Genomic DNA, 15,159 nt, shown 5'->3' with positions numbered 1-15,159 from the left:
CCATGGCGATCAGCGTCAGCGCCGTCTCCGTCACCACCCCTGACGGCAGCAGCAAATCCCTGGGCGACTACGCCGGCAAGGTGCTGCTGATCGTGAACGTGGCTAGCCGCTGTGGCTTCACCAAGCAATACGCGGGTCTGCAGGCCCTCAAGGACACCTATGCCGCCAAGGGCCTGGCAGTTCTGGGCTTCCCCTGCAACGACTTCGGCGCCCAGGAGCCCGGCAGCCTGGACGAAATCAAGGCCTTCTGTTCCACCACCTACGGCGCCGACTTCGAACTGTTTGAGAAGGTGAACGCCAAAGGAAGCACCACCGAGCCCTACACCACCCTCAACCAGATGGATCCCGCTGGTGATGTGGAGTGGAACTTCGAGAAGTTCCTGGTGGGCAAGGACGGCACGGTGATCGCCCGCTTCAAGAGCGGCGTCACCCCTGAAGACCTCAAGTCAGAGATTGAGGCGGCTCTGGCGGCTTAAGCCGTCGTCCCAAGCTGAACCCCAGGGCTGCGGCACCAAGCCCCAGCCCGACGGTCAGCCCGATCAAGCCCAGTGCGGCGGCCCAATCACCTGAACTCAGATGCTTCATGGCCGCCAGCATCCAGCTGCTGAAGGTGGTGACCGAACCACAGAAGCCGATGCCTATGAACAACTGGAGCCGCGGCGCGGCGGGGAGCCCGGCCAGGAAGCCCAAGAGGGCAGCCCCCAGAACATTCACCAGAAGGTTCTGATCCCCCATATGCAGAGCGACCTGCCAGCGCAACAGGGCTCCGGGCACGGCACCCGCACCAACTAACAACAGCTCCTGCAATTCCAATCGCAGGCTGGGTTTGGTTTCAGACATGGGTCCCTAATCCGTAACCAACGGCACAAGCCAAAAGGCCCGCCCCTATCGAAGCCAACGCCAGCACCAATGCCGTAAGGGCCTGGCCAGCACGCAACTCGTTCAGCAATTCCACCGCGAAGGTGGAGAAGGTGCTGAGGCTGCCGAAAAAGCCGACCCCCATCAGCAAAGCAATGCCGTTGCTGGGGGCACAGGTTTCATTGAGCGCCAGCACCAGACCCAGGGCGAAGCAGGCAACCACATTCACAAGGAAGGTGCCCCAGTGCTTCTTCGGCACCATCGGCTGGAAGTGGTTCACCACCTTGAGGCGCAACCAGGCCCCGGGGATCGCCCCAAGACCCACCAAAACCGCCTCAGGCACGGAGCCAACCACGGCGTTGATCTCCCGAAAGCGTTTGCACGTGCAACCAATCCTGACCATCGGCAGCGGACCAACGCCGCAGAAGCCGCAGGGAGGATCCCGCCTTGAGAGTGCGTAGCCGTGGAGCAACCTCCAGCGGACTGAGGTGCAGGGGCTGGTCGGTCGACGTATGTAAGGGCCCAGACGCCAGACGGCGACGGGGCTGCGGTTGTCGCCAGTCAGCACCTCCGGCTGGCAGAGCTGCCGGGGCAATCAACGCCACCCCCAGCAGCCAACTCCAACGCAGAACAGGCCCCATCAAATATCGAGGGATGCCATATCCAGCTCAGCGCTGTGGGTTTCGATGAATTCCCGGCGAGGAGCAACCTTGTCGCCCATCAAGATCGTGAAAATACGATCGGCCTCGAGAGCGTCTTCGATTTCCACTCGCTTCATCGTGCGGGTGGTGGGGTCCATGGTGGTTTCCCAAAGCTGCTTGGGCATCATTTCGCCAAGGCCTTTAAAGCGCTGGATCGTGTAGTTGGCCTTCTCACCGAAGCCCGCCAGAGTCTTCTGCAGATCGCCCTCGTTGTAGCAATAGGTGTGGTTCTTACCACGCTCCACTTTGTAGAGGGGTGGGCAAGCAATGTAGATGTAGCCACCCTCCACCAGCTCCTTCTGGTATCGGTAGAAGAACGTGAGAAGCAGAGTGCGGATGTGGGCACCGTCCACATCGGCGTCGGTCATGATCACGACCCGGTGGTAGCGGAGGTTCTTCACATCGAAGTCCTCACCCTTGATGCCCAGACCCAAGGCGGTGATCAGCGCCTGAATCTCCGTGTTCTTGTAAATCTTGGCGTCGTCCGTCTTCTCGATGTTGAGGATCTTGCCCCTCAGCGGCAGGATCGCCTGGAAGCGACGGTCGCGGCCCTGCTTGGCGGAGCCACCAGCGGAGTCGCCCTCCACGATGTAGATCTCGGATTCTCCGGGATCGCGGGAGCTGCAGTCGGCGAGCTTCCCGGGCAGGGTTGAACTCTCTAAGACGCTCTTGCGCCGCACCAATTCGCGGGCCCGGCGAGCGGCTTCAGCGGCATTGAACGCCTGAATCGCCTTCTCCAGGATCAGGCCGATTACAGAGGGATTGAACTCGAGGAACTGGCCGAGCGACTCGCCCACCAGGTTGTCGACGATGCCGCGCACCTCAGTATTGCCGAGCTTGGTCTTGGTCTGTCCTTCAAATTCAGGTTCTGGCACCTTCACCGAAAGCACCGCCGTCAGGCCTTCGCGGATGTTCTCCCCGGCCAGGTTGGAATCCGATTCCTTGCGTTTGCCCAGCTTTTTAGCGAAGGCGTTGAGGGTGCGGGTCAGCACCGTCTTCAGACCTTCGATGTGGGTGCCACCGTCCACGGTGCGAATGTTGTTGGCAAAGCCAAGAATGCTGTCGGAGTATGCATCTGAGCACCACTGAAGCGCGGCTTCCACCTGTACACCATCCTTCTCGGAATTCACATAGATGATCTCGGGGTGAAGGGAGTCCTTTTCTTTGTTCATGTAGGCGACGTATTCCTTGATGCCGCCTTCGTAGAAGTAGGTCTCCTCATGGGGGCTCCCCTCCTCATCGCGGGCTGACTGCCGCTCATCGCGGAAAACGATCCGCACGCCGCCGTTGAGGTAAGCCAGTTCCCTCAAACGGGCCGAGAGGGTGGCGTAGTCGAAGACAATGCCACCGGTGAAAATTTCTAGATCGGGCTTAAAACAGACTGTAGTTCCGGTCTCGCCGGACTCCGATGCAGGCTGCGACTCCGACGCCAACGCTCCGATGGCCGCGCCGCGCTCAAAACGCTGGCGATGCACCTGGCCCTGACGGCGCACCGTCACCTGCACCCATTCACTCAGGGCATTCACCACGGACACGCCAACGCCGTGCAGACCGCCAGAAACCTTGTAACCACCGGAGCCAAACTTGCCTCCGGCGTGCAAAACGGTGAGCACCGTCTCCAAGGCGCTCTTGCCGGTGCGCGAGTGCACATCAGTGGGAATTCCCCGGCCGTTGTCGCTCACCGAGGCGGAACCGTCTTCCCCCAGGACCACAACAATGCGGTCGCAATGGCCCGCCAGGGCTTCATCAACCGAGTTATCAACAACTTCGTACACCAGATGGTGCAAGCCCCGCGGTCCGGTGGAGCCGATGTACATGCCCGGGCGCTTCCGAACTGGCTCAAGCCCCTCCAGCACCTGAATCTGCTCGGCGCCGTAAGCGTTCTGGACCTTGGAAGCGTCGCTCATTCAGAAAGTCTCAAGCCAGGAAACCGGGTCATGGGCGGGCGCAACGGCTCTAAACCTCGACCTGACAATGTCAATCTACCACCGGCTGTCTATAGAGGCTTTCAGAGGCCTCTCAGCGCCCATTCCACGCCTGGCTGCACCCCCTCACCCTTTTGAACAGCTCCCACCCCCTGGTGATCACGCTGCTCGGGCCCACCGCCAGTGGCAAAACCGCCCTAGCGCTGGACATCGCCGAACGGCTGAATCTGCCCGTGATCAACGTGGATTCCCGCCAGCTCTATCGGGAGATGGACATCGGAACCGCGAAGCCGACGGCGGAGCAACAGGCGCGGGTGCCGCACCATCTACTGGACCTGCGCACGCCAGATCAGCCGATCACCCTGCAGGAATTTCAGGCGATCGCCACCCCCTGCATCAACAACGCGCTGGAGCAGCAGGGCCTGGCCCTGCTGGCGGGCGGCAGCGGCCTCTACCTCAAAGCCCTCACCGGTGGCCTTAAGCCTCCGGCAGTGGCTCCCCAGCCGCAGTTGCGACAGCAGCTGACAGCCTTAGGCCAGAGCATCTGCCACCCCCTGCTAGAGGCCGCCGATCCCCAAGCTGCCGCCAAAATCGCCCCCGCCGATGCCGTGCGCACCCAGCGCGCCCTGGAGGTGCTCTACGCCTCCGGACAACCGATGAGCCGCCAGGCCACAGCCACGCCTCCGCCGTGGCGGGTGCTGGAACTGGGCCTCAATCCCGCCAACCTGCGCCAGCGCATCCAACAACGCACCGAGCAGCTTTACCGCGATGGGCTGGTGAACGAGACCAGGCGCCTGAGCGAACGCTACGGCGCTGACCTGCCGCTACTGCAGACCATCGGCTATGGCGAAGCACTAGAGGTGATCACCGGAAGCCTGAGCACTGCAGATGCAGTGCGAATCACCAGCCAACGCACCCGCAAGTTCGCCAAACGCCAACGCACCTGGTTCCGGCGTCAGCACAACCCCCACTGGCTGCACGACCCGTCAACGCTGACGGATGCGATGACATTGATCGAGCAACATCTAAAGTAAAAAAAGCAGATTGTGTGTTCACTGAAGTCGTCTGCACCTGTCCCCGTCACCGCCTGAATGCCCCCACGTCCCCGTTTTGACCGTCGTGCCCCGGTTCGGGAGCTGCCCAACATCAACGACCGGATCAACTACCCCCAATTGCGGGTAGTCGACTCAGACGGCGCTCAGCTCGGCGTGATCAGCCGCGAAGAGGCCCTGGATGTAGCCCGCGACCGGGAACTGGATCTGGTGCTGGTGAGCGAGAAGGCAGACCCGCCGGTCTGCCGGATCATGGACTACGGCAAGTTCAAGTTCGAGCAAGAAAAGAAAGCCAAAGAGGCCAAGAAAAAGTCGCACCAGACAGAAGTCAAGGAGGTCAAGATGCGCTACAAGATCGACCAGCACGACTACGATGTACGGATCGGTCAAGCCCAGCGCTTCCTCAAGGCGGGCGACAAGGTGAAGTGCACCGTGATCTTCCGCGGCCGTGAGATTCAGCACACGGCGCTGGCGGAAACTCTGCTGCGGCGAATGGCCAAAGATCTCGAAGAAAAGGCAGAGATCCAGCAGGCTCCTAAACGAGAAGGCCGGAACATGATCATGTTCCTAACCCCGCGCAAAACGCCGCTGGTGAAGAAAGAGGAAAAGCAGCAGGCCGCCAACAAGGCTGTGCGAACCATACCTGCACCGCCGAGACCCACCGCCGCCAAAGTGGTCAACTCCCAAGGGTAGACCATATGGTCGTTACCCAGCAGAAAACGCCATCACCTGGCTGAGGCCTGGACATTGAAGCTGCGGACCTCGTACATGAGCCGTGGACGCCGCCGGTCTACACCACAAAGCGCAAGCGCCGCCGAGTGGGATCGTCCTTCCTCAGAGCAGCCACTACCGATTCGCGATTCTTGGCGGAGATCAGACGGTCTGCTGCGCCGATTACACAGGGGAGCCGCGCCTTTACCTCAGGCAACAGATTTAAGGAGGGTTCGCCGCCACAGGGCCGCATCCGACAAACACCTGCGCGGGAAAATCGAAGGCCTGCTCTTCACCGGGCAACGTGATCACCGAAGAAGCGGCATACCTAACTAAGCAGAACCCAACCAGATGAGTTGCAATTTATGGGAAACGGACTTGAAACCAGCTGAGCACTGGAGCGACACCACCAAAAGCATGTTCGAGCAGTAGTTGCCTTTTTGTGGCGTCGCCCTTGAGGCAGATCGGACGCTTTGCAAACCAAGTACAAATCAGACGCCGAGCGGTCAAACAAGGGGGACTACAGGAAACGGATGCCCGTGAGCGGTCGGGCAATCGACAACGCTGCGGAACCAGGCATTAGATGCCAAAATCAAGAAAAGAACGATCTATACACGAAGCTAACACAATTACGTGACAGTTACGTTCAGCTTGACTGGCGGCGGTACACGAAAGCAGCGGAGTGGCACACCGCAAACAGCCAGTCAATCCAGCGAGGGTGAAGCAAGTTGGGAATTGTCACAGGGTCACAGGACACACACCCAATTGTCACCAGACGAATCGGTCCGTATGGTGGCCGCATTCGAACCTGTCCATCGGCGTGCGATTTCATATCCAGCAGGAAAGCGACATACCGGCCTCAACGCAGCTTTACAACCAGATCTGTTTCGCCATTGCAGCGCGGCACTACCCGCCAGGGCATCGTCTACCGAGCACCCGCCAGCTCGCGATGCAGACCGGGTTGCACCGGAACACGATCAGCAAGGTGTACCGACAGCTAGAAACCGATGGCGTGGTGGAAGCAATGGCGGGCTCCGGCATCTACGTGCGGGATCAACAAAAATTGCGAGAGATAAAAACCCCACCACACATCCGCAATCGAGGAGTGACCGACCTCGACCGGGAAGTGCGCAAATGTGTAGACGGCCTGCTCAATGCTGGATGCACTCTGCAGCAAACCCGCGAATTGCTAACCCGGGAGATCGACTGGCGCCTACGCTGCGGTGCCCGTGTGCTGGTCAGCACACCCAGGGAAGACATCGGCGCCTCGATGCTGATCGCCGAAGAACTCCAACCGTGCCTAAACGTACCGGTGGAAGTGGTGCCAATGGAAGAGCTAGAAAACGTACTTGAGAATTCAAGCAATGGGACTGTGGTGACAAGCCGCTATTTCCTACAACCAATTGAGGCACTCGCAAAGAAACACGGTGTGAGGGCCGTGGCCATAGATCTAAATGATTTCCGGGAAGAGCTGGCAATGCTGAAAGAACTACGGCCCGGCAGCTGTGTCGGCCTAGTGAGCATCAGCCCCGGTATCCTAAGAGCTGCGGAAGTAATTCTCCATTCGATGCGCGGCAACGAATTGCTACTGATGACCGCCACGCCAGATATTGGAAGCCGCTTACTTGCCCTACTGAGGGCGTCAAGTCATGTGCTGTGTGATAGGCCAAGCCAGCCCCTGGTAGAACAATGCCTGCGACAAAACAGATCCCAATTAATGCGCATGCCACAAGTACATTGCGCAGAAAACTACCTAAGCACCGATACGATTAATCAGCTTCGCAAGGAGATTGGAATACAGACACAAACCGCCGGCAGCTAAATTCTCCAAGATGTTTGATTATATACGTACTGACCTCGCAATCATCCGCGACCGTGATCCTGCTGCCCGGGGCTGGCTTGAAATCATATGTTGCTATCCGGGCTTTCAAGCCATCTGCCTACATCGACTGAGCCACCGATTATGGAATAGCCGGCTGCCGCTTCAACTATTGGCACGCATACTTAGCCAAGTGGGTCGAAGCATTACAGGAATAGAAATTCATCCGGGAGCCCATATTGGTCACAGCGTTTTTATCGATCACGGTATGGGCGTAGTAATCGGCGAAACAGCGGAGATAGGGGAAAGATGCTTGCTGTATCAGGGCGTAACATTAGGAGGAACTGGAAAAGAACACGGAAAACGACACCCAACCCTGGCAGAAAATGTAGTTGTAGGTGCAGGAGCAAAAGTATTAGGAGGAATAACAATTGGGACTAATACCAGAATTGGCGCAGGATCAGTAGTAGTAAAAAATGTTGATGCTAATTGTACAGTGGTAGGAATACCAGGTCGAGTAATTCATCAAAGCGGGACACGCATAAATCCATTAGCACACTCAGCACTGCCAGACGCAGAAGCTGCAATAATTAGGAACCTAATGCAACGCATTGATGAACTAGAAAATGATGTAAGAAACCTAAGAAGGCTTCAAGGATTGACAACAAATATGGAAGGAACAACAAAAGTCATAGGAGGCCAAAGTCAAAACCTTAAAGACAGAGAAATACTGGAATTACTAGGCGACATGGAGGAAGAAAAAGAGAAAGGAGAGACATGAAAAAAGACTTCTTGAGTTACATGTTAAAGAACAGGACATTATTGAGGCAACTCATACTGAGAGACATAAATGGCAGATACAAGGGTTCGATGCTTGGAATTTTGTGGACGGCTATTAATCCACTAATGATGCTGAGTGTATATACTTTAGTATTCTCTCAAGTATTCAAAGCTAGATGGGGAGGAACTACTACAGGGGATGAAACCCCGATAACATTTGCACTAAATTTGTTCGCAGGACTGATTGTTTTTAACATATTCGCGGAATGCGCAACAAAATCACCAACACTAATAACGAGCAACCCAAACTTCGTAAAAAAAATAATATTTCCAATCCATACGCTTGGGGGAATGATTACAGGAAGCGCATGTATACATGGGGCAATAAGCGCAGTAATATTGGTAATGGCAAAAATCATATGGGATGGAAAAGCGCCACTTACAGCGGCATTGTTACCAATAGTTTGGCTGCCACTAATAATTGGATGCTTAGGAATGACATGGATCCTTTCATGGATTGGTGTAATAATAAAAGATACAAGTCAAGTCATCAATGCAGCCGTAAGTATGCTTATGTTTTTAAGTCCAATTTTCTATCCGACTTCAATGTTGCCAGAAAAAATAAGATGGATAGCAGCGATAAACCCACTAGTGTCATCAATAGAGGGAACAAGAAGCATCTTGATTGCAGGCGAGTTACCCAAAATTGGAGGCTTAATAACTTCTATATTTGTTTCATTACTATGGTGTCAAATTTGCTTTAGGATTCTCAAAAAGTCACAAAAAACACTTGCCGATATACTATGAATGATGGCAACCCAAGGCCGGAAAAATCAATAGTAGAACTAAAAAACGTGGGAAAGACTTTTAGAATATATAAAAGCAGAATAGCAAGAATAAAGCAGATGCTTAAGGAAGACAAGAATAACTACAAGGAAATAAATGCTCTAGATAACATATCTCTAGATCTGAAAAAAGGAACTGCATTGGCAATTATAGGAAAGAATGGGAGTGGCAAAAGTACTTTACTGCAAATAATTTGCAATATAATGGAGCCTACAAAAGGTAGCGTAAGAGTAGATGGAAAGATCGCAGCTTTATTAGAACTCGGGAGTGGATTTAATCCGGAATTTACAGGAAGAGAGAATATATACCTTAATGCAACATTATTTGGGCTAAGCAAGAAACAAATTGAAGCAAGAATACAACAGATTGTAGAATTTTCAGAAATTGGTGAATTTGTTGACCAACCAACAAAGACATACTCAAGTGGAATGGTCGTACGACTAGCATTTTCAATAATAACTAATGTCGATGCAGATATATTAATAATAGATGAGGCACTTTCAGTTGGAGACGCATACTTCACTCAAAAATGCATGAGATTTATTGAACGATTTAGGGAAAATGGAACTCTAATCTTTGTAAGCCATGATGCAAATGCAGTATTGAGCTTATGCGATCAGGCATTACTGTTACAAAATGGAGAAAAACAAGTACTTGGAACCCCAAAAGAAGTCATGGAGGAGTATACAAAACAACTTCAAAGAACAAATCAAGAGGAGAACGACAAAACAATATATGAAGGGGAAACAAATAATAGAAAAACAAAGAGAGTTTCCACTAATCCAGAATATAAAAAGGGAGAAGATAATATTGAAAGAATGAAATGGAGCGACTATAGAAAACATGCAATAAATGCAAGCAAATATGCGAATTTTATTGATATTGTACCCATAGGAATACATATTACAAATAAAGAGAGCTATGGAGGGGGAAAGGCAAGGATAATAAGTACAAGAATAAAAAATGAGGAAGATAATACCATGATAGAAACAATATTAGGAGGAGAAGTCGTAGAACTGACTATAGTAGCAGCAATAGAAGAAGAAATAACAGAGCTAATCATAGGATTTATCTTGAAAAATAGCAAAGGCTTAGCTCTATTAGGAGATAATACATTGAGTGCTCTACCATCTAAAAAAATAGGAGAGGCCACAAAAGGAGATACAATAAAAACAACGTTTATTTTTACCTTACCGTTGCTAAGCAGAGGAGATTATTCAATAACTGCAGCATTGGCAAGTGGAGATCAAATTAACCATGAAATACTGCATTGGGTAAATGATGCCGTAATTTTGAGGTCAAGATGTACTAGTATTGCAGCAGGACAAGCTGGAGTACCAATGCACTCTATTGAGGTAGAGAAATTATGAATCAAGCGCATATAAGCAGTTTAGAGTTAATACCTAGATATGATGCACCCTCATCATGGTGGGAACATGTACCGATTGCGCATTGGTTGATTGATAAGCTCAAGCCAGAATATATAGTTGAATTGGGAACACACTATGGTGTATCTTTTTTCAGTTTTTGCGAAGCAGCTGAAACGCTAGCTACAAACACATTTACATATGCAATTGACACATGGGAGGGAGATAGTCAAGCCGGATACTACAATAATGAAGTATATGAAAGAGTATACGAGCACTTTAACTCAAGACATAAGACACGGGGCAGGCTAATACGATCAACATTTGACGAAGCCGCAGAACATTTCGAGAACAATACTATTGACATAGTACATATAGACGGCCTACATACATATGAAGCGGTAAGTCATGATTACAACAAATGGAAGAGTAAGTTAAAAGAAGGAGGAACGATGATGTTTCACGACTGGAATGTCAGAGAGAAGGATTTTGGAGTATGGAAATTATGGGAGGAAATAAAATCTAAAGGGGAATTTCACTGTATTGAAATAACCAACGGACATGGATTAGCAATAGCCACAAAGACAATTCAAAAACCAATATGGCATGATGAATTAATAGAGATATTACCTGTGCTGAAGGCTAAAGGGTGCCTACTTGATGAACTACGAAGAACAAAAGAGAAATTAGCCATAGCAAATCTAAGAAACGAAGGGCAGAAAAAAAGAGAAGAACAACTAAACTTACATACATCAGAACTTACTAAACAAATAAAAGAAAAAGAAAAGGTATTAAACATATACAAAAAGGGGTTAGCATATAGAATTCTAAGAAAAGTGAAAAGTATATTAAAGAAAAGAGTCGGCTGATGCGTAATCTGAAAATAAAAGAATTGTTGCACTATATTACGCAGTAAAGAAAAGACATGATCGGCCAGCGAACTGATATATAATAAAAAAAAGAAATCAATCATGACAATTGTCAACATTAACGGAGAAGAATACAACACCGAAGAAATGAATGAAGAGGCAAAGGCGAATGTAATCAGCCTGCAATTTGTTCAAGCCGAATTGAGGAGACTTGAAGCGCAAATCGCTGTATACAAAACGGCTGAAAAAACATATGCCCTCTCCCTAAAGCAATTAATAGAAAACAATTGACATTCTCATCTAGGAAATTATATATAAAAACAAGTACCTCTAACTGTCTAACAGCTGATTAACCCAGTCAATTTGTTCAGGCAAACATTTGCTCTTAACATCAAAGTGTTCAATAGCGAAATTTCGAGCATTCGTTGAAAGCTCCTTTCTTTTAATCGGATTTTCTAATAAGTAGCATACTTCAGAAGCAAGTGCATCGCTGTCAAAGAAGTCGACGAGCAAGCCATTATAGTTATGCATTATGACTTCTTTGACGGGATCAGTATTACTCCCAACGATTGAACAACCGGCACTCATTGCCTCAAGGAGACTCCAAGACAATACGAACGGATATGTAAGATAAATATGGACAGAGGACAGTTGTAAAAGGCCAATAAAATGCTGGTAGGGAATTGAGCCAAGAAAGTGAACACGCAGCCAGTCTTGCTCAGGAATTGAAGGGCGAACTTCATTTATAAAGATGGTTTTCCAAGATTGACCAGCAACAGGTTTGCGACCATAACTAACATCATCACCACCAACGATAAGAACACGTGCTGAAGGACGTTCGCGCAAAATACGTGGCAAGGAGCGCATAAAGATATGATAACCACGATAGGGCTCAAGATTACGATTGACAAAAGTGATAACTTCGTCCTTTCTGGTGAGAACAAGATTATTATTGAGAGTTAATTGGATATTTTGATTGGGGGAAATACGAGCAGTATCTATACCATCATGAACGACAGATATCTTAGAACGGAAAGGGGCAGGAAAAGTAGATGCTTGGAATTTAGTAGGAGATATACCAGCATCTGCTACTTCAAAATGCATAAAATTATTAAGATTTTTTAGTCGCAATCGGCAGATATCATCAATTGAATTATTTGGAAACTCATTATCAAAACCAAAATCGAAGCCAAAAGTATTATAAAAAAACTCGCAATAAAGAGCAAGTTTTACAGAAGGCCAAACTTCCTTGAGAAAAAGAGGTTCTCCCCATCCATGGTGAGCAATAATTAAATCGGGTGTAAAACCAGCTTCCTTGAGGTCAAGAGCAGAACGTAAGCACGATTCTGCTCTAATGACCTTGGTCTCAAAATCAGATATCCAAGGATGAATACTTTTTGAACTACCACTTAAGGGTTGATAGGAAATTACCTTGACTCCCATAAAGCTATTTTCAAGGCCTTCACGAAGGGTAAGAGCATATACCTTATGCCCTTGCCGGACCAATTCAGGAGCTAGGAACTTGAATTGTGCAGGGAAGTTTTGGTGAACAAAGAGAATATTCATAGCAAAAAAGAATTAGACAAAAAAAACCCCTCCTTTCGGAGGGGAAATATATGGAAGACAGATCAGGTGAAGTCAGCAAAGTTGGCGGCTGACAGACCTGTAGCATCGTCAACTCCAACAAGACGCATCATGGCGATACTGGAATCATCAGCAGCGTCAAACTGCTTGTTGGTACCATCAGCTCCTTCAGTAACGAGGAAGATGAAGGTGTCAGTACCATTGTCAGCGGCGATGTAAACCGAATCGTTGGTAGCACCATTGTTGAAGACCTCTGTAGCAGCCAGATAGGTTTCAATCTCAGCTGCTGTAGGACCGACAAGAGAGTTAGCAACAATAATGTCGTCGGAGAAGACTTGGAAGGCCGTAGTAGCACCAAGGTTACCCTTTGCTCCCTCTGCATAAGCAGTCACTGCTGTTCCATTAACCAACGCACTATTGGTTGTGAAGTCGATGATGTCATCGGCGGCAACGAAAGTAATCAAGTCGAAGCCATCACCAGTTCCGGTACCAGCATGAATGTAGGTATCTGCACCAGATCCACCAACAATGCTGTCAGAACCAGCACCGCCTGTAATCGTGTCTGCACCACCGCCTGCAGTGATTGTGTCATTGCCAGCACCACCACTGATAGTGAAATTGATATCACCATCAGCAGCAGCTGTAGTGGTAGCAATCGAATAATCAAGTGTGGTGATCAGGTTGTCATCGTTGACATTGACGTACAACTTGTTGTTGGTCGTGTCATGGATGTACTGACCACGCTCAGCAGAGAGAGATGCTTGCACAGCAGTGATACCAGCAGCTGCAGTAACAACAGTTGCATTGACTGTTGCATGAGAACCTGCGCCGAGTCCGCTGTAATCCAAGGTGATATTCAACTTGTCAGCACCACTGGTGAAGTCAGTGATGGTGTCAGTAGCTGAAGAATTCGACTGAGCGACTGCGGTGTAGACGAAGGTATCAGCCTCGGTTCCACCTGTCAGGGTGTCAGCTCCAGCACCTGCTGTGATGGAGTCGGCACCTGCACCACCAACAATGGAGTCAGCACCTGCACCAGAAGTAATAGTGTCGGCACCTGCACCACCAGTAATTGTGTCAGCTGCACCAGCACCTGTAATAGCGTCTGCACCAGCTGAACCAGTGATGTTCAAGAAGCCATCCGTTTCTGCAGCGTTACCGGTGAAAGTAAGAATCTCATCAGTCTCTGTCATTGCAGAAGCATCAACAGTGAGAGTCTTGCCGGATGCAATTTGGGTGTCATTGGCACCCATAACAATCGTGGCGTCCTTGTTTGCTGCATAGGCGACGGTAATTGTCTCAATACCAGTCACCAATGTGATGGTAGAAGTACCGTCATTAGCAGTAAGTGTGAGCGAATCACTGGTGCCAGAACCACCTTTGATCGTATCTGTTGCAGCAACATCATCTGAATTAGCTGCAACAGCAATAGCAGCTGAAGAACCAGAAGCGTCAACATTGTCGTTAACAGTGGCATCTCTCAGATTGACTGCAAGGTTGTTGGTAAAACCAGATCCAACCGTCAAAGTGTTAGTGCCATCGCCAACGAAGGTGACTGTATCGATGCCTGCAGCCATAGCATGGGCACCCAATGTCAGGGCTGTGAAATCAATGTCGGTAGCCGTCGTAAGAACTTCGACTCCAGTGACGTTGGTAAATGCAGCATCAGCGATGGAAGAATCAGCCGAAATACTAATTGTGTCAGTGGTACCACCACCAGCAGCAATAGTATCAGCGGAAGTTAAAACACCATCAGCAGAAAGATGAATAGTGTCGTTCTCTAGTCCAGTAGTGATGTTGTCACCAATGTGAGCTGATGTTGATGCAGTAACAACGTCAGCAGCTGCACCAGTTGTAATTACGACTTTGGCATCATTCTCAGCTGAAGCATCGATCGTTGCGACACCAGTCGTGAGAGAAGAAGCATCAACCGTAATGGTTTGGTAGTTACTGATATCGGTAAAAGTGGCATTAGCATTGTTAAGTGCCAGACCGAATGCAGCGGTAATACCGGTAGCTTCAAAGGTTTCGACGTTAGTAACGTTGGCCAAATCAGCGGCAACAATGGCGTTACCACCACCAGCAAACTTGATCTTGTCAGTAGATCCAGTACCACCGGTAACTGTTGAAGCAGTGGTGTCAAATTCATCTGCTTCTGCAACCACAGTCAACACCTTCGTGTAGTTAGTGGCATCAATTTTGTTGGCGTTGGTATCTGCGTCGAGGTTGACAGTGAGGTTGTTAGTAAAGCCTGCTTGAACCGTGAGGGTATCGGCAGCTGTTGCATCGTTGAAGGTAACTGTCTCAACACCAGCTGCAGCTGCAAGGGTGCTCAGTGTCAAAGCGGTAATTTGAGAGCCGGCTGTAGAGGTAACCGTCTCAAGGCTCGTGACGTTAGTAAATGCAGCATCAGCAAGAGTTGTTCCGTCTGTAAGCAACTCAAGAATGTCAGTACCGCCACCAGCAGAGATGGTGTCAAGTACCGTCAAGTGACCGTTGGAAGCCTTGATGGTGTCAGCCTCTAGACCAGTCGTGATGTTGTCACCAAGGTCAGAAGCAGAGATGGTTACCACGTCAGCGGCTGCACCAGTAGTGACTACCGACTTTCCGTTGGTGTCATCGGCCAGGTTGATCGTTGCAACACCAG

At 50.0% G+C, this 15,159-nt stretch carries 16 protein-coding genes; 9 read left to right on the top strand and 7 right to left on the bottom strand.

Annotated features, from left to right (window positions below):
• Positions 1-2 precede the first annotated feature (2 nt).
• Positions 3-476 (top strand): glutathione peroxidase, encoded by a 474-nt coding sequence (locus FZX09_RS10135; protein ID WP_226402488.1) that lies wholly within the window; start codon positions 3-5, stop codon positions 474-476.
• Here the strand turns inward: FZX09_RS10135 and FZX09_RS10130 are convergent.
• Genes FZX09_RS10130 through gyrB form a run of 4 tightly spaced genes read right to left on the bottom strand, consistent with a single transcriptional unit; the run spans position 442 to position 3,466 of the window.
• Complete coding sequence (locus FZX09_RS10130) at positions 442-840, bottom strand: CrcB family protein (RefSeq protein ID WP_226402486.1); 399 nt, start codon at positions 838-840, stop codon at positions 442-444. The genes FZX09_RS10135 and FZX09_RS10130 overlap by 35 nt on opposite strands.
• The gene (locus tag FZX09_RS10125; RefSeq protein WP_226402484.1) at positions 833-1,213 is read right to left on the bottom strand and encodes a CrcB family protein; all 381 of its coding nucleotides are present in this window, start codon (positions 1,211-1,213) and stop codon (positions 833-835) included. Before FZX09_RS10125 ends, FZX09_RS10130 begins: the two co-directional genes overlap by 8 nt.
• Positions 1,194-1,499: an SH3 domain-containing protein gene (locus FZX09_RS10120; RefSeq protein ID WP_226402482.1), complete on the bottom strand. Its 306-nt coding sequence runs from the start codon at positions 1,497-1,499 to the stop codon at positions 1,194-1,196. Before FZX09_RS10120 ends, FZX09_RS10125 begins: the two co-directional genes overlap by 20 nt.
• Positions 1,499-3,466 carry a DNA topoisomerase (ATP-hydrolyzing) subunit B gene (gyrB, locus tag FZX09_RS10115; protein ID WP_226402480.1) on the bottom strand — a complete coding sequence of 656 codons (1,968 nt, stop codon included), beginning with the start codon at positions 3,464-3,466 and terminating at the stop codon, positions 1,499-1,501. The genes FZX09_RS10120 and gyrB overlap by 1 nt, the downstream gene beginning before the upstream one ends.
• A gap of 152 nt (positions 3,467-3,618) precedes the next feature.
• Here gyrB and miaA point away from each other — a divergent pair, with 152 nt between their 5' ends.
• Positions 3,619-4,518, top strand: coding sequence for a tRNA (adenosine(37)-N6)-dimethylallyltransferase MiaA (miaA, locus tag FZX09_RS10110; RefSeq protein WP_226402478.1), 900 nt, complete (start codon positions 3,619-3,621; stop codon positions 4,516-4,518).
• Between the two features lie 57 nt (positions 4,519-4,575).
• Positions 4,576-5,229, top strand: a complete 654-nt coding sequence (gene infC, locus FZX09_RS10105; RefSeq protein WP_226402476.1) for a translation initiation factor IF-3 — start codon at positions 4,576-4,578, stop codon at positions 5,227-5,229.
• 97 nt (positions 5,230-5,326) lie between these two features.
• On the opposite strand, the gene FZX09_RS10100 is transcribed toward infC, so the two are convergent.
• Entirely contained in the window at positions 5,327-5,464 is a 138-nt protein-coding gene (locus FZX09_RS10100; protein ID WP_226402474.1) for a hypothetical protein, read from the bottom strand.
• A gap of 603 nt (positions 5,465-6,067) precedes the next feature.
• Between FZX09_RS10100 and FZX09_RS10095 the strand changes: the two genes are divergently transcribed.
• From FZX09_RS10095 to FZX09_RS10070, 6 genes are all read left to right on the top strand, one after another.
• On the top strand, positions 6,068-7,069 hold the full coding sequence (locus tag FZX09_RS10095) for a GntR family transcriptional regulator (protein ID WP_226402472.1): 1,002 nt from the start codon (positions 6,068-6,070) through the stop codon (positions 7,067-7,069).
• A gap of 10 nt (positions 7,070-7,079) precedes the next feature.
• Positions 7,080-7,847, top strand: a complete 768-nt coding sequence (gene cysE / locus FZX09_RS10090; protein ID WP_226402470.1) for a serine O-acetyltransferase — start codon at positions 7,080-7,082, stop codon at positions 7,845-7,847.
• Entirely contained in the window at positions 7,844-8,653 is an 810-nt protein-coding gene (locus FZX09_RS10085; RefSeq protein WP_226402468.1) for an ABC transporter permease, read from the top strand. Before cysE ends, FZX09_RS10085 begins: the two co-directional genes overlap by 4 nt.
• The gene (locus tag FZX09_RS10080; RefSeq protein WP_226402466.1) at positions 8,650-10,062 is read left to right on the top strand and encodes an ABC transporter ATP-binding protein; all 1,413 of its coding nucleotides are present in this window, start codon (positions 8,650-8,652) and stop codon (positions 10,060-10,062) included. The genes FZX09_RS10085 and FZX09_RS10080 overlap by 4 nt, the downstream gene beginning before the upstream one ends.
• A gap of 86 nt (positions 10,063-10,148) precedes the next feature.
• Entirely contained in the window at positions 10,149-10,928 is a 780-nt protein-coding gene (locus FZX09_RS10075) for a class I SAM-dependent methyltransferase (RefSeq protein ID WP_226402463.1), read from the top strand.
• Between the two features lie 102 nt (positions 10,929-11,030).
• Positions 11,031-11,219, top strand: coding sequence for a DUF6447 family protein (locus FZX09_RS10070; RefSeq protein WP_226402461.1), 189 nt, complete (start codon positions 11,031-11,033; stop codon positions 11,217-11,219).
• 39 nt (positions 11,220-11,258) lie between these two features.
• On the opposite strand, the gene FZX09_RS10065 is transcribed toward FZX09_RS10070, so the two are convergent.
• The gene (locus tag FZX09_RS10065) at positions 11,259-12,494 is read right to left on the bottom strand and encodes a glycosyltransferase family 4 protein (RefSeq protein ID WP_226402459.1); all 1,236 of its coding nucleotides are present in this window, start codon (positions 12,492-12,494) and stop codon (positions 11,259-11,261) included.
• 62 nt (positions 12,495-12,556) lie between these two features.
• Positions 12,557-15,159: calcium-binding protein (locus FZX09_RS10060; RefSeq protein WP_226402457.1), on the bottom strand; the 2,603-nt coding region annotated here is incomplete at its 5' end.

This window comes from Synechococcus sp. MU1643, from assembly GCF_020514095.1.
Classification (GTDB): domain Bacteria; phylum Cyanobacteriota; class Cyanobacteriia; order PCC-6307; family Cyanobiaceae; genus Parasynechococcus.
The sequence above is the reverse complement of the archived record's forward strand: the minus strand, read 5'-3'. Positions and strand labels throughout refer to the sequence as shown.

Coding starts and splice junctions, on each gene's coding strand:
- FZX09_RS10135 (WP_226402488.1), top strand. CDS start 3: ATGGCGATCAGCGTCAGCGCCGTCTCCGTCACCACCCCTGACGGCAGC.
- FZX09_RS10130 (WP_226402486.1), bottom strand. CDS start 840: ATGTCTGAAACCAAACCCAGCCTGCGATTGGAATTGCAGGAGCTGTTG.
- FZX09_RS10120 (WP_226402482.1), bottom strand. CDS start 1,499: ATGGGGCCTGTTCTGCGTTGGAGTTGGCTGCTGGGGGTGGCGTTGATT.
- gyrB (WP_226402480.1), bottom strand. CDS start 3,466: ATGAGCGACGCTTCCAAGGTCCAGAACGCTTACGGCGCCGAGCAGATT.
- infC (WP_226402476.1), top strand. CDS start 4,576: ATGCCCCCACGTCCCCGTTTTGACCGTCGTGCCCCGGTTCGGGAGCTG.
- cysE (WP_226402470.1), top strand. CDS start 7,080: ATGTTTGATTATATACGTACTGACCTCGCAATCATCCGCGACCGTGAT.
- FZX09_RS10085 (WP_226402468.1), top strand. CDS start 7,844: ATGAAAAAAGACTTCTTGAGTTACATGTTAAAGAACAGGACATTATTG.
- FZX09_RS10080 (WP_226402466.1), top strand. CDS start 8,650: ATGAATGATGGCAACCCAAGGCCGGAAAAATCAATAGTAGAACTAAAA.
- FZX09_RS10070 (WP_226402461.1), top strand. CDS start 11,031: ATGACAATTGTCAACATTAACGGAGAAGAATACAACACCGAAGAAATG.
- FZX09_RS10065 (WP_226402459.1), bottom strand. CDS start 12,494: ATGAATATTCTCTTTGTTCACCAAAACTTCCCTGCACAATTCAAGTTC.